Origin of the sequence: Gymnodinialimonas sp. 57CJ19 (genome assembly GCF_038396845.1) — a bacterium.
In the GTDB taxonomy this organism is placed as follows: Bacteria; Pseudomonadota; Alphaproteobacteria; order Rhodobacterales; family Rhodobacteraceae; genus Gymnodinialimonas.
In genome coordinates this window covers 3,188,039-3,201,554 of record NZ_CP151587.1, presented here as the reverse complement: position 1 = coordinate 3,201,554, position 13,516 = coordinate 3,188,039, and the positions used below count along the sequence as shown (strand labels likewise).

General features: G+C 61.9%; 12 protein-coding genes. 11 read left to right on the top strand and 1 reads right to left on the bottom strand.

Going from position 1 to position 13,516, the window contains the following annotated elements:
• The first annotated feature begins 15 nt into the window (after positions 1-15).
• The 5 genes from hydA to AADW23_RS15615 all read left to right on the top strand — a co-directional run bounded on the left by hydA (position 16) and on the right by AADW23_RS15615 (position 5,502).
• Positions 16-1,479, top strand: a complete 1,464-nt coding sequence (gene hydA, locus AADW23_RS15635) for a dihydropyrimidinase (RefSeq protein WP_341861868.1) — start codon at positions 16-18, stop codon at positions 1,477-1,479.
• A 103-nt stretch (positions 1,480-1,582) separates the two neighbouring features.
• Positions 1,583-2,410, top strand: a complete 828-nt coding sequence (locus AADW23_RS15630; protein ID WP_341861867.1) for an ABC transporter ATP-binding protein — start codon at positions 1,583-1,585, stop codon at positions 2,408-2,410.
• Between the two features lie 37 nt (positions 2,411-2,447).
• Positions 2,448-3,350 (top strand): ABC transporter permease, encoded by a 903-nt coding sequence (locus AADW23_RS15625; RefSeq protein ID WP_341864345.1) that lies wholly within the window; start codon positions 2,448-2,450, stop codon positions 3,348-3,350.
• Positions 3,351-3,555: 205 nt separating this feature from the next.
• Positions 3,556-4,341: an ABC transporter permease gene (locus AADW23_RS15620; protein ID WP_341864344.1), complete on the top strand. Its 786-nt coding sequence runs from the start codon at positions 3,556-3,558 to the stop codon at positions 4,339-4,341.
• A 165-nt stretch (positions 4,342-4,506) separates the two neighbouring features.
• Positions 4,507-5,502 (top strand): ABC transporter substrate-binding protein, encoded by a 996-nt coding sequence (locus AADW23_RS15615; protein ID WP_341861866.1) that lies wholly within the window; start codon positions 4,507-4,509, stop codon positions 5,500-5,502.
• 145 nt (positions 5,503-5,647) lie between these two features.
• Here AADW23_RS15615 and AADW23_RS15610 read toward each other — a convergent pair whose 3' ends face one another.
• Positions 5,648-6,022, bottom strand: coding sequence for a hypothetical protein (locus AADW23_RS15610; RefSeq protein WP_341861865.1), 375 nt, complete (start codon positions 6,020-6,022; stop codon positions 5,648-5,650).
• A 208-nt stretch (positions 6,023-6,230) separates the two neighbouring features.
• On the opposite strand from AADW23_RS15610, the gene AADW23_RS15605 reads away from it, so the two are divergent.
• The 6 genes from AADW23_RS15605 to AADW23_RS15580 all read left to right on the top strand — a co-directional run bounded on the left by AADW23_RS15605 (position 6,231) and on the right by AADW23_RS15580 (position 13,465).
• Positions 6,231-7,538 carry a short-chain fatty acyl-CoA regulator family protein gene (locus tag AADW23_RS15605; RefSeq protein ID WP_341861864.1) on the top strand — a complete coding sequence of 436 codons (1,308 nt, stop codon included), beginning with the start codon at positions 6,231-6,233 and terminating at the stop codon, positions 7,536-7,538.
• A 119-nt stretch (positions 7,539-7,657) separates the two neighbouring features.
• A complete protein-coding gene (locus tag AADW23_RS15600; RefSeq protein ID WP_341861863.1) occupies positions 7,658-8,182 on the top strand; it encodes a response regulator in 525 nt (174 codons plus the stop codon).
• 4 nt (positions 8,183-8,186) lie between these two features.
• Positions 8,187-8,483 carry a hypothetical protein gene (locus AADW23_RS15595; RefSeq protein WP_341861862.1) on the top strand — a complete coding sequence of 99 codons (297 nt, stop codon included), beginning with the start codon at positions 8,187-8,189 and terminating at the stop codon, positions 8,481-8,483.
• A gap of 1 nt (position 8,484) precedes the next feature.
• The gene (locus AADW23_RS15590) at positions 8,485-11,166 is read left to right on the top strand and encodes an ATP-binding protein (protein WP_341861861.1); all 2,682 of its coding nucleotides are present in this window, start codon (positions 8,485-8,487) and stop codon (positions 11,164-11,166) included.
• Between the two features lie 67 nt (positions 11,167-11,233).
• Positions 11,234-12,424, top strand: coding sequence for a FliM/FliN family flagellar motor switch protein (locus AADW23_RS15585; protein ID WP_341861860.1), 1,191 nt, complete (start codon positions 11,234-11,236; stop codon positions 12,422-12,424).
• A 414-nt stretch (positions 12,425-12,838) separates the two neighbouring features.
• On the top strand, positions 12,839-13,465 hold the full coding sequence (locus AADW23_RS15580; protein WP_341861859.1) for a DUF6778 family protein: 627 nt from the start codon (positions 12,839-12,841) through the stop codon (positions 13,463-13,465).
• Positions 13,466-13,516 lie beyond the last annotated feature (51 nt).

The following is a 13,516-nucleotide window of genomic DNA, read 5'->3' as shown; positions in this document are numbered from 1 at the left end:
AAAATAGGGGGTTTCATGAGCAAGGTTATCAAGGGCGGCACGATTGTCACCGCAGACCGTCAATGGAAGGCGGACGTACTGATTGAAGGCGAAAAGATCGCTGCAATCGGTGAGAACCTGACCGCAGATGAGGTAATCGACGCGGAGGGCGCTTATGTGATCCCCGGCGGGATCGACCCCCACACGCACCTGGAGATGCCCTTCATGGGCACCACAGCGGCGGAGACCTTCGAGACAGGCACCTTCGCGGCTGCCGCTGGCGGCACGACAATGCTGGTGGATTTCTGTTTGCCCGGTGAAGATGGCTCCCTTCTCAACGCCATTGATGAGTGGGACCGCAAATCCAAGGACCAGATTTGCGTCGATATTTCCTACCACATGGCGATAACCGGCTGGTCTGAAGATATCTTTAACGAGATGGACGCCGTGGTTAACCAACGCGGCATCAACACCTTCAAGCATTTCATGGCCTATAAGGGCGCTTTGATGATCGAGGACGACGAGATGTTCGCCTCGTTCAAACGCTGCGCCGAACTGGGTGCGCTGCCGCTGGTCCATGCGGAAAATGGCGATATCGTGCAGGAACTGCAGCAGAAATATATGGCGATGGGGGTGACGGGGCCGGAAGGCCACGCCTATTCCCGCCCACCCGAGGTTGAGGGCGAAGCCGCCAACCGTGCCATCATGATCGCTGACGCCGCCGGTACGCCTTTGTACATAGTTCACGTGTCCTGCGAGCAGGCCCACGAGGCCATCCGCCGTGCGCGTCAAAAAGGCATGCGTGTCTATGGCGAGCCACTGATCCAGCACTTGACGCTCGATGAGTCCGAGTATTTCAACAAGGATTGGCAATACGCCGCCCGCCGTGTCATGTCGCCTCCGTTCCGGTCCAAGGACCACCAGGATGGGCTTTGGGCGGGCTTGGCATCGGGATCGTTGCAGGTTGTAGCGACGGACCACGCGGCCTTCAGCGACGAACAAAAACGCATGGGCGTCGACAACTTCGGCATGATCCCCAACGGCACCGGCGGTCTGGAAGAACGCATGGCGATGCTCTGGACCAACGGCGTGGAAACAGGCCGTCTGACGCCGGAAGAATTTGTCGCGGTGACGTCCAGCAACATCGCCAAGATCCTTAACATCTACCCGATGAAGGGCGGTATCAACGTGGGCGGTGACGCAGATATCGTGGTCTGGGACCCGAAACTGGGCCGCACGATCACCACGGCTACGGCAAAATCCATCCTTGATTACAACGTGTTCGAGGGAATGGAAGTCAGCGCCTCGCCGCGCTACACGCTATCGCGCGGCGACGTCGTTTGGGCTGCTGGCCAGAACAGCCAGCCGCAGCCGGGCAGGGGCAAGTTTGTGAAGCGTCCCCCAAGCGCCAGCGCCACGCAGGCTCTGTCGAAGTGGAAGGCGCTGAACACGCCCCGCAAGATCGAGCGTGATCCGATGAACATTCCGGCGGGGGTTTGACCGCACCCGTATTTCCTGTGTTTCGCCCGGCCACACGCCGGGCGGCCCCCGACCGCTCCCCCGGGCGGGGGCTCCTCCCCCACCCGCGGCCGGGGTCCGCCCGATGAGCAATGTATTGACCGATCAGCTTCATACATCCGGTGCGACAGATGCGGGATCTCCCGTTATCCAAGCCAAATCCCTTGACCTCACGTTCCAGACCAACGACGGGCCGGTGCAGGCGCTTTCTGATGTCTCGTTGGATATCAACAAGGGCGATTTCGTTTCCTTCATTGGCCCTTCCGGCTGCGGGAAAACCACGTTTTTACGCACGATCGCGGCGCTGGAACAGCCCACAGGCGGCAGTGTCACCGTCAACGGCATGTCACCGGACGAGGCGCGGCGGCAGCGGGCTTACGGCTATGTTTTTCAGGCGGCTGGCCTTTACCCGTGGCGGACGATTGAGAAGAACATCAAGCTTCCGCTGGAAATTATGGGGTATTCCAAAAGCGACCAACAGGCGCGGGTGGATCATGTCTTGCAGCTTGTCGATCTGGAAGGGTTCGGGAAGAAGTTCCCGTGGCAGCTGTCCGGTGGGATGCAGCAGCGGGCCTCCATCGCGCGGGCGTTGGCCTTTGATGCCGATATTCTGCTGATGGATGAGCCATTCGGCGCGTTGGATGAGATCGTGCGCGACCGTCTGAACGAAGAGCTGTTGAAGCTGTGGGCACGCACGGAAAAGACGATTGGGTTCGTGACCCACTCGATCCCTGAGGCGGTCTACCTGAGCACCAAGATCGTGGTCATGTCGCCCCGCCCCGGGCGGATTACCGATGTGATCGAGAGCGATTTACCCCGGGAGCGTCCCTTGGAAATCCGCGACACGCCGGAGTTTCTGGCGCTGGCCCACCGGGTCCGGGAAGGGCTGCGCGAGGGGCATGCCTATGAGTGATATCGCGGCCCCGGCACCCTGCGCGTTTTGCGTGACCATGCGCCGGATCACCGGGGCGGTGTTGCCGGTACTGGTCGTGGTCGGCGTGATCGTCGCGATCTGGTACGCGGCGGCCTACAATATGAACCGCGCGTGGACCTTGGATCAGGCAGAGCGGCGGGGGCTGGAGGTCAGCGCCGGAGAGCTGTTTACCGACACCATGTGGCAAGAGCGGCCGCGGCTGCCCGCGCCGCATCAGGTGGCGATTGAACTGTGGAACACCACCGCCGGAGAGGCGATGTTTCGTGAGCGCCGCGGCGAGCTGCGCCCAAACCCCAGAAGCCTGTGGTTCCATGCCTTCCAAACCCTCGCGCCGACGCTGTTGGGCTTTGTGATCGGCACGCTGTCGGGCATGTTGTTGGCGGTGGCGATTGTTCATAACCGGGCGATGGATATGAGTGTGATGCCTTGGGCGATTGCCTCGCAGACCATCCCGATCCTGGCGATCGCGCCCATCGTGATCGTGGTTTTGAATGCCATTGGTTTGGTGGGATTGGTGCCGAAGTCTCTGATCTCGGCCTATCTGTCGTTTTTCCCGGTCGTGGTCGGCATGGTGAAGGGGCTACGAAGCCCCGGCGCAATGGATCTGGACCTGTTGCGGACCTATTCGGCCAGCCGGGGCGAGACATTCTGGAAATTGCGGTTGCCGGCCTCGGTCCCGTTTTTGTTCGCCTCTTTGAAGGTGGGCATCGCGGCGGCACTGGTGGGCACGATCGTGGCTGAGTTGCCAACGGGGGCTCGGTTCGGATTGGGGGCCCGGTTGCTTACAGGAAGTTACTACGGCCAAACGATCCAGATTTGGAGCGCATTGTTCATGGCGGCGCTCTGCGCAGCGGTGTTGGTGAGCATTTTAGGGGTCGTGGAACGGACAACGTTGCGGCGGATGGGCCTGGATCGATGAAGGCGCATGGGGCGGGTGTTGGAGTGAGTTGTATTTGCCAAGATGAAGGAGCGACGCGGTGAGTGAAGTTCAGGCACGCCAAGCTGTCGGGCCCATGGTTTGGATGGGCGGTGCGGTTCTTGCTATTGTCATCGTGGGAATTCTGGATTGGCGCGCGGCCTTGTTGATGGCGGTTTGGCTTGGCGCTTGGGCATTGAACGCCTGGATGGCGCGGGAGTGTGTGGCGGGCGCGCGCATTTTGGTGCCGGTGGTGTTTGGGTTAACGCTGTTAACGCTTTGGGAACTGGCGGTGCGGCTTTACGAGGTGAGCCCGGTCATCTTACCCGCGCCAAGCGCCATTGCGCTGGCGTTCGCGGCGAATATTCCGACGCTTTGGGTGGATTTCGTCCAGACGATCTTGCGCGGTGCCTTGGTGGGATACGTATTGGGCTGCGGCATAGCGTTTCTGGCAGCACTGGCGATTGATCGGTCTGCGTTTTTGCAGAAGGGCTTGTTGCCGGTGGGCAATTTCATCGCGGCACTGCCAATCGTGGGCACCGCGCCGATTCTTGTGATGTGGTACGGATTTGGCCCGTCCTCCAAGGTGGCCGTTGTGGTGGCGATGGTGTTTTTTCCCATGCTGGTCAACGCGGTGCAGGGGATGAAGGAAAGCGACGCCATTCAGCGCGATTTGATGCACACTTACGCGGCCAATTATTGGCAAACATTGCTGAAGTTGCGTCTGCCCACAGCGATGCCGTTTTTGTTCAACGGGTTGAAAATCTGCTCAACCCTTGCGCTGATCGGGGCAATTGTGGCTGAATTTTTCGGCTCGCCCACGGTGGGCATGGGCTTTCGGATTAAGATCGAGGTCGGACGTCTGGCCATGGATATGGTTTGGGCAGAGATTGCTGTCGCGGCACTTGCCGGCTCGGGCCTGTATGGGTTGATGGCATTGATGGAGCGTCAGTTGACGTTTTGGCATCCGTCGCACCGAAGTGTGCGCAAATGAAGGCTGCACCGAAGTGTGCGCTGATAGGAAGATGCGAAGCTGAGCGCGATTGAGATAGCGGTCGCCGACGTGATTGCCTGAGGCACAAGTGCACCGGAGAGTGCTGCTGAGGGTGAAAAGACGAAGTTAACGACAACAATAACTACGCAACTTGGAGGGAATATTATGAAACATCTGACACTTGGCGCTGCGGCGCTTTTGGCGAGCGGCGGCATGGCGCTCGCGGATGGCCATGCGGCCGAGGTAAACTTGCAGCTTCAGTGGGTCACGCAGTCGCAATTTGCGGGCTATTATGTGGCGCTGGAGAACGGCTACTACGACGAAGAAGCGCTTACGGTGAACATTATTCCTGGCGGCCCGGACATTGCGCCTCCGCAGGTGCTGGCCGGTGGCGGCGCGGATGTGATGCTGAACTGGATGCCTTCGGCTTTGGCGGCCCGGGAGAACGGCCTTCCGGTCGTGAACATCGCGCAGCCGTTCGTCCGCTCGGGCCTGATGCTGACCTGTTGGGCCGATAGCGGGATCACCGAGCCTGCCGATCTGGCCGGGCATACCGTCGCGCATTGGTTCTTTGGTAACGAGTATCCGTTTCTGTCGTGGATGTCCCAACTGGGTATCGGAGTGGAGGGCGGCGATGACGGCGTGACGCTGTTGCAGGCCGGCTTCAACGTCGATCCGCTGTTGCAGCGCCAAGCGGACTGCATGTCCACGATGACCTACAACGAATATTGGCAGGTCATCGATGCGGGCGTCACGCCCGATGAGCTGGTGACATTTCGCTATGAGGATTACGGCGTTTCCACGCTGGAAGATGGTATCTGGGCGTTGGAAGAAAACCTTGAAGACCCCGAGTTTGTTGACCGTTTGGCCCGTTTCGTACGCGCCTCCATGCGCGGTTGGGCCTGGGCGGCTGAAAACCCCGATGATGCCGCGATGATCGTGCTCGACTACGATGAGACCGGTGCCCAGACTGAAGAGCATCAGCTGCGCATGATGGGCGAGGTTGCCTTGCTGGTTGAAGGCGGCGATGGCCGTTTGGACGAGGCCGCGTATCAACGCACCGTCGACACGCTGTTGGCGGGTGGCTCCGATCCGGTGATCTCGGCCGCTCCCGAAGGGGCTTTCACCCACGTTGTGACAGACGCCGCTTTGGCCGAATAAACTCAGAGCCACTTGTCTGATTGGATCGAGAATTGGCCCCGCGCGCTATCTGCGTGCGGGGCCTTTTCGTGTTTAAGCCCATCGGTCCCGACCTGTCTGAGGACGTCCCATCGCGCTCCTTGGGCAGGGTGTCGCGACGTATCCGCTAGCGACGGATATCCACGGTCGGGTTTTCCGCTTCCCCATCGATATCGCGCAGTGTGGCGGTCATGGGATCTTCCATCTCTACCGGTTCGGCGGGCTCTTCAATTTCTGGCGCATCGGCGATGACGGCAAGCACCGTCGCCTCGCGTGGCGGTTCGGGGGGGACCGGGACGTGATCGTTGTCGCCCACCTCAAATGTATCCAGAGGCTGAAATTCCCCTTCGGTTTTGGCCCGTGTCGGATCAGTTCCGGCTGGCGCCAGGACAGGTCGCTGGGTTTCAGCAGATGTGCTTAGTGCATTCTGCCCATGGGATAGTTGTGTTGTTGCGGCAAGACCCGCGGCATCCGCCCTTGGCGAAAAACTTGAGTATTCCATTTCTCACTCCTCACACGAAAAATCGTACAGAGACACCCGCGACCAAGATGCCTCCAAAGACGTTTCCGACCCGTTAACGCCGCATTCTCAATGCGGAAAACTTGAGGAAAATGCGGCGAGGAGCGTAGCGAGGAGCCGTCGGCTGTACCCATTGCCCTGCGCCCCCGGTTGTGTAAATTGCTTGAAAATTCTGTAAAGAAGAGCCCCCATGGCGCAGCACAAACCCGACCATCTCACCGGCAGTCGCATACGCGAACGGCGCTTGGCATTGGGGATCAAGCAAGGGGCATTGGCGGCAGAGGTGGGCGTGTCGCCCTCATACCTGAACCTGATCGAGCATAATCACCGAAAGATCGGGGGCAAGTTGCTGCTGCAATTGGCCCATGCCCTGGAGGTAGACGTCTCGGCCCTGACTGAAGGGGTGGACGCGGGCATCAGCGAGTTGCTGGACGCGGCCGCGAGGGCCTTGGGCGGTGTCCCCGCGGAAACCGCGCGTATCGACGAATTGGTCGCCCGCTTCCCCGGCTGGACCGCGCTGATCGCCGCGCAAGAGGCCCGCGCCCGCGCGCTTGAGGGCCAGATTGATGCCCTGAGGGACCGATTGGCCCACGATCCGGCTTTGGCCGAAGCGATGCACGAAGTGCTCTCCTCGGTCGCTGCGATCCGCACCACGGCGGATATTCTGGTGAAAGAGGCTGATTTGGACCCGGCTTGGCGGGGCAGGTTTCACCGCAACCTGCATGAGGATGCGGAGCGGCTGTCGTCACGTGCCACGGGGCTTTTGGCGCAGTTCGAGGCGCCGGGGGCAGGGGCGGAAGTCTCGGCGCCGGAAGAAACCGTGGAGGCGATGTTTGAGGCCGAAGACCATTACTTCGCCGAGATCGAGGCCGCCGATAGCACAACCCTTGATGATGCCATTGCCGCCGTTTTGGCACGTCACGCGGGCATGATCGACGGACCCGCCCGCGTCAAGGCCGTGGCGCGTTTGCGCGCTTATGCCCGCGATGCGCAGCGCCTGCCCATGGCCGATTTAGCGCCCTTGGCCCAACACATGGCCTATGATCCGGCCCGCATTCTGGACGCGCTTGGGGGCGACGTTGCCCAGATGCTGCGGCGCATTGCGAGCCTGCCATCCGGCGCGGGTGTGCCGCTGATGGGGTTGGCGATTTGCGACGCATCGGGTGCGATGTTGCACCGCCGCAAGTTGCAGGGTTTTGTGCTGCCGCGCGTGGCGGCCGGCTGTCCCCTATGGCCGCTCTACCGGGCATTTGCGCGGGTGGGCCAGCCCGATACGGCCATTATCGAGACCCCAAGGGGCACAAGGTTCAAGGCATGGACCATAGCTCAGCCCGTGTCAGAGGAGGGCACAGCAAGCCCCCGTTTCGGCGCGCCCGCAAGGGTGGAGGCGACGATGCTGCTCATGCCGCTTACCGCAGCCTCGGAGCCATTGGAGGTGATCGCCGCCGGCCCCGGTTGCGGCACCTGCCCGCGAGAGGGCTGCACGGCCCGGCGTTAGGGCAGGGGCCATTCTGACAGGAAGTCATTGCGCGGCGGCGCAAGTCTATGCACACTCGCACAATCAGGCTTGGGGCGCAGGCGAACGGGAGGGTTCGTGCACCCTGAAGAGGAGGGCTGATGACCGGAGAACAAAAAGGCGCGGCTGCTATTGGCAGCTCGGCGGCGGAAATGACTGCACATGATGCCGGGCCCGATATCGGGCTCGATACGATAGACCGCGCGGGGCAAGGCGCTAAACCTGACGGGATAAACGCCACCGTCGGGCGCATCCTGATCGTGGAAGATGAATCCAATATCCTGGAGGCAATCAGCTTCATTCTTGGCCGTGCCGGATGGGATGTGCGCGGCCATGGCAAGGGCGGGGACGCGCTGGAAGAAATCGCCCGCCTGTCGCCGGATATGCTGGTGCTGGACGTGATGTTGCCGGGGCGTTCAGGGTTCGAGATCCTGGCCGACCTGCGGGCGCGCCCTGAAACCCGGGATCTACCGGTGCTGATGCTGACTGCGAAGGGGCAGGCCAAGGACCGAGATCAAGCGATGGCACTGGGGGCCAACGGCTTTCTGACCAAACCCTTTGCCAACACAGAACTGCTCGACGTTATTACCGGGATGCGCAAAAGCGTCGTACACTCAGAGGGGTAGACCCGTGGCCCGCCGCCTTTTTCTGGAACGCCGCACTTATCGGCAATACCGACTGCAAGACGCGGCGCGGCTTTTGCCGTTCCTCTGCGCGATCCTCATTTTCGGCCCCGTATTCATCCGCGACGGTGCGGGAGAGGACGCAACCCTGGCCGGAGAATTGGTCTATTACTTCGCCATCTGGCTTGGGATGATCGTCCTGACCGCTCTTGTCAGCCGCGCCCTTGTCGGCAGTGTCCCGGCCGAGGCAGAGCCTCCGATCGCGCCAGCAAGCCTGTTGGCCGACCCGTCAGAGCGCGACTGACATGCGCAGTCTCGACGGGTTGATCGCGGTCTGTGTGCTCTATGTTCTGGGCCTGTTTGCCATTGCGTTCTGGGCCGAAAAAAGCGCCCGGAGGGGCGGGGCGAGGTGGCTGAATTCCCCGATCACCTACACGCTAAGCCTGTCAATCTATGCCACCGCCTGGACATTCTACGGCGCGGTAGGTTCTGCGGCGCGGTCTGGGTTGGAGTTCCTGACCATCTACCTGGGGCCGACGTTGGTTTTTGTGGGCTGGTACTGGCTGCTCCGCAAGGTAGTGCGGATCGGGCGGGCGCAGCGGATCACCTCTATCGCCGACATGATCTCCAGCCGCTACGGAAAGTCCGGCGGCTTGGCGGCGCTGGTCACGGTTTTGGCGGTGATCGGCACCACCCCCTACATCGCCCTGCAACTGCAATCGGTGACGCTGTCGTTCTCGGTCTTCGCGCAACCCGGTGCGTTTGGCTCCGCCGGATCAGGGGCCACGGCGGTCTGGTTGGCGGGGGGGCTTACGGTCTTCACCATCATCTTCGGCACCCGATCCCTGGACCTGAACGAGCGTCACCCCGGCCTTGTCAGCGCCATCGCGTTCGAGGCCATCGTGAAGCTGGCCGCGATCCTGAGCGTGGGCGTCTTCGTGGTTTGGGGCGTGGCGGACGGGCCGGGGGATATGCTGGCGCGGATTGAAGCCTCTCCCATCGCGAGTGAGCCCCTGAACGGGTCCCGTTGGCTGGGGCTGACGGTGCTGGCGGGGGCGGCGATCCTGTGCCTGCCAAGGATGTTCCAAGTGCTGGTGGTCGAGAACTCGGACGAGCGCCACCTGGCCGTCGCAGGGTGGGCCTTCCCACTATATCTGCTGCTTATTTCGCTATTCGTGGTGCCCATCGCGGTGGCGGGGATGAGCTTGCCCGGCACCGGCACAAACCCCGACCTTTACGTGCTGACAGTGCCCTTGTCGTTGGACCAAGACCTATTGGCGCTACTGGTGTTTCTGGGCGGATTTTCGGCGGCGACCTCTATGGTGATCGTGGCCGCGCTGGCGCTTTCGACGATGGTTTCCAACCACATCATCGTGCCCTTGTGGTTGCAGATCATCCCGCGACGCGATGCCCGCGGTGGCGACATGCGGAGCATGGCGTTGATGGCGCGGCGCTTCTCGATCGCGGGGGTGCTGTTGTTGGGGCTGCTGTACTATCGGCAATCGGGGGGCAACGCGGCGCTGGCCTCCATCGGGTTGATCTCGTTTCTGGGGTTGGCACAGGTGCTGCCGGCCCTGGTGGGCGGCATCCTTTGGCGCGGCGCCACACGGCCCGGTGCGGCCCTGGGGATCGGCTTCGGCTTCGCGATTTGGGGCTGGTTCCTGCTGCTGCCCAATGTGGTGGAAACCGGCGGCATGATCGCCCCGATCCTGTCCGAGGGGCCCTTCGGCATCGGCTGGCTATCGCCCGCAACGCCATTGGGGTTAAAGGCCACGGATCCGCTCCTAACCGCCATGGTCCTGTCGCTCGGGGTGAATGCGTCGCTGTTCATCATGGGGTCACTCCTGACGTTCCCCACCCCCTTGGAACGCTTGCAAGGGGCACAGTTCGTCAATGTTTTCGACCATTCCCGCGCGTTGAAGGGATGGAGAGGCGCAGCCGGCACGGCCGACGATTTGTTGATCATGGCGCAACGTATTCTTGGGTCGGGCCGCGCGGGCCGGCTCTTTGCCGAGGTTGCCGCCGCTCAAGGCCACGAAGGCGACGTGCCTGAGCCCACGCCCGATTTCCTCCAACGGCTAGAGCGCGAGTTGGCAGGTTCGGTCGGCGCGGCAACGGCCCATGCGATGGTGGCCCAGATCGCGGGGGCGGCCAGTGTTTCCGTGCGCGACCTGCTGGCCGTCGCCGACGAAACGGCGCAAATCATGGAGTATTCCAGCCAGCTCGAGGCCAAGTCCGAGGAACTGGCCCAGGCCGCCCGCAGCCTGCGCGAAGCCAACGCCAAGCTGACGGAGCTGTCGGTGCAAAAGGATGCCTTCCTGTCGCAGATCAGTCACGAATTGCGCACGCCCATGACCTCGATCCGGGCGTTCTCGGAAATTCTGATGCAGTCTGACCCGCTCGACGATGCCGCCCGTGCGCGCTTCAGCCGGATCATCCACGACGAGTCCATGCGCCTGACCCGATTGCTCGACGATCTGTTGGACCTGAGCGTGTTGGAAAATGGCCGCGTGACGCTGAATATGGGCAGTGTGAGGCTGTGCGACGTGATGGACCGGGCAATTTCGGCGGCGGGGGCGGAATCGCAAACCCACATGATTATCAAGCGCGACCGGGATGCGGAAAACGTGAGCCTCTGGACCGATGCGGACCGTCTGTCGCAGGTGTTCATTAATCTAATTTCCAATGCGCAGAAGTATTGCGACGCGTCGGTGCCGGAACTGACGATTTCCGTCGTGCGCTCGGACCAAGGGGTTGCGGTGGATTTCCGCGACAACGGATCGGGGATACCTTCACGGCAAGAGTCTCTGATCTTTGAGAAATTTTCTCGTCTCGATACGGCCCGGGGGGCGCCGGGGGCGGGGCTTGGATTGGCAATCAGTCGCGAAGTCATGAGCCGTCTGGATGGGCGTCTGAGCTTTCTTGCCAGCCCCGGAGGAGCGTGGTTTCGGGTGCAGCTTCCTTTAGCAGCTTTAGAGGCGGCGTAAGGGGTTTGTTAACGGGTTTTGTGCGATGCCCTATCTTATGTGACCTGCCAGAAGGCCCCGCACAAAGATGTCCGCTACCGACACGCAATCCGTACTCTCCCGCATGATCGCGGCTCATCTCGGCTCTGGGGCCGAGAACGGCGATATTGTGCCCGGTTTGCAAACGGGGCTGACCCGCGCGATCCGCCGTTCGGCCATGCCCTACGGCACCTTGGCTCCGGAAGTGGCTGAGGTCAGCGTCACACGCGACGCCACCCTATCGGAATCCGTGGCCGGATTGCCGGAACATGGGCTGCTTGCCGCGATCGAAGACGACAGCGGGCGGCGCGGGTTGTTCGCGCTGGATCACCCCCTTGTCGATTCCCTGATCGAGGTACAGGCAACCGGCCATGTGGAAGAGGTCCTGCAACCGCCGCGCACGATCACCCGCATTGACGAAGCCCTCTGCCGCGACTTCGTGGATCTGGTCCTGGGGGCCTTTGCGTTGGAAACTGTCGCTCTGCCCGATCGTGATTGGCCGGACCGAATGAGTTACGGCAGCAGCATCACCGAACGGGGGCAATTGAACCTGCTGATGCCCGAACGCGGATACCACCTGTTGAAAGTGTCGGTCACGATGGGCGGCCATAAGACGGGTGAGTTGGTCGTTCTTATGCCCAATGATCCAGCCATTGCCCGGCGCAACGCGCTTGCCGCACCGCAAGGCGACGCGCCCGAACAGTGGGGCGCAAAGATGTTAGGCGCCCTCAGCACCGCCCCCATGGCGCTGGACGCGGTGTTGATGCGCGTGACCATGCCCCTCGGGAAGGTTGAGGCGTTGAAAGAGGGTGACTTGATCCCGTTCGAGTACAGCGACCTGACATCTGTGACGCTTGAAAACGAGAGCGGCCATGTGGTGGCCACGGGCGGGCTTGGGCAATTGTCGGGGCGCCGCGCGGTCCGCCTTGGGGGCGCGAAATCGTCCGGCGCAGGGCCCGACCCGGCAACCGGAGCGGCTGCAGAAACCGATGCGGCAAAACCTGCGCCGCTGCCCGCCGATGGATTGGCGGGCTTTCCGATGGCGCAACCGGGCGCAGGCGTGGGCATGCCTTTGGATGAGATGCCGATGGCAGCGGTGCCCGATATTGCGGTTAGCCCTGCCATGGCGCCCGGCGGGCTGAACATGGCAACAGGAACCGGCACCTTGCCATCCGGCCCCGACGGGGCTGATCCCGCCGCTGCTATAAGCAAGGCGAACCCAAGCACCGCTGTGGTGTAGGGGGCAGAAATTGCGCGCAGCTATCTTTCTTGCAATCCGTTGCCCTCTCTGTCAGCGTCCCCCTGAATGCTGACATCGCCCCGGCGTGAACCACGCCGATCGCCGCCCTTCGCCCCCCTGTATTTGTGTTCATCGCCTCCGAGCACGCTTGGATACTCAGCATCGCCAAGGCCCAGTTTGCGACCATCCGAGAGATCGTCTGACGCGACCCACGGATAATTTGCCTCTAATCTGCCTCAATCTGGGCCAGAAATCTCCCGCTTATGACCTTGGAAAGGGCGCGCCCTGTGCCTCTTTTCGCCGTGCTTTCCCGACATAAACCACCTGTCTCACCGGCGAATAAGTGGGACGCGCAGCAAGCGCAGACAGTTTGGCAAGTCGGGCTCTGAGGGCCCCTCACGCAGGAGAAGTCCCATGATGAAGTCCCGTTTCATCCCCGCCGTTATTCTTGGCGCCGCCCTCGCGGTTTCCGGCTGCGTCAGCAGCACTGACGTGTCGCGCGACATCGGCCCCGACAGCATTCCCGTGATCGAAAACATCGTGGTGCAGGATTGGGACGTTGCAGAAGTTGTGGTTAACGTGCCGCAAACGCTGACCGCTTCGGAAGCCAACACCATCAAGCCCCGCGCGGATATCGTATGGCGCGAAGACCCCATTGGCGACCGTCACGCCCAGGTTGCCGCTCTGATGAGCGCCGCGCTTGAACCTGCTTTCGCCAACGTATCGGGGGCCGTGCCGGTGATCGTGTCGCTCGACGTGACCCGCTTCCACGCTCAAACCCAACGAGTGCGGTATTCCAACATCCCCTCCGAGCAAGAGATTGAGTTCGTGATGACGATCCGCCACGCCACCACCGGAGAGATACTCTCCGGCCCCACCGACGTGGATCTGACCTTCCCGGCACTGGGCGGAAATGACGCCGTCATCGCCGACGCCGAAGGGGTGACCCAGCGCCTGCGCATCAGCCAGCGTTTGCAGGCTTGGGTCTCGGAAGAATTCATCGGCCCCGCGAACGCATCGCTTCTGGTGGCCTCGAACTAAGCCTTAACAGCACTTTCCATCTTACGAACGGGCCAATAACCCGCTAGAGGG

What these genes read in the sequence shown, in the direction of transcription:
- AADW23_RS15580 (WP_341861859.1), top strand. Translation starts at nt 12,839, where the DNA reads ATGATGAAGTCCCGTTTCATCCCCGCCGTTATTCTTGGCGCCGCCCTC.
- hydA (WP_341861868.1), top strand. Translation starts at nt 16, where the DNA reads ATGAGCAAGGTTATCAAGGGCGGCACGATTGTCACCGCAGACCGTCAA.
- AADW23_RS15610 (WP_341861865.1), bottom strand. Translation starts at nt 6,022, where the DNA reads ATGGAATACTCAAGTTTTTCGCCAAGGGCGGATGCCGCGGGTCTTGCC.
- AADW23_RS15605 (WP_341861864.1), top strand. Translation starts at nt 6,231, where the DNA reads ATGGCGCAGCACAAACCCGACCATCTCACCGGCAGTCGCATACGCGAA.
- AADW23_RS15625 (WP_341864345.1), top strand. Translation starts at nt 2,448, where the DNA reads ATGCGCCGGATCACCGGGGCGGTGTTGCCGGTACTGGTCGTGGTCGGC.
- AADW23_RS15590 (WP_341861861.1), top strand. Translation starts at nt 8,485, where the DNA reads ATGCGCAGTCTCGACGGGTTGATCGCGGTCTGTGTGCTCTATGTTCTG.
- AADW23_RS15630 (WP_341861867.1), top strand. Translation starts at nt 1,583, where the DNA reads ATGAGCAATGTATTGACCGATCAGCTTCATACATCCGGTGCGACAGAT.
- AADW23_RS15620 (WP_341864344.1), top strand. Translation starts at nt 3,556, where the DNA reads ATGGCGCGGGAGTGTGTGGCGGGCGCGCGCATTTTGGTGCCGGTGGTG.
- AADW23_RS15585 (WP_341861860.1), top strand. Translation starts at nt 11,234, where the DNA reads ATGTCCGCTACCGACACGCAATCCGTACTCTCCCGCATGATCGCGGCT.
- AADW23_RS15615 (WP_341861866.1), top strand. Translation starts at nt 4,507, where the DNA reads ATGAAACATCTGACACTTGGCGCTGCGGCGCTTTTGGCGAGCGGCGGC.
- AADW23_RS15600 (WP_341861863.1), top strand. Translation starts at nt 7,658, where the DNA reads ATGACCGGAGAACAAAAAGGCGCGGCTGCTATTGGCAGCTCGGCGGCG.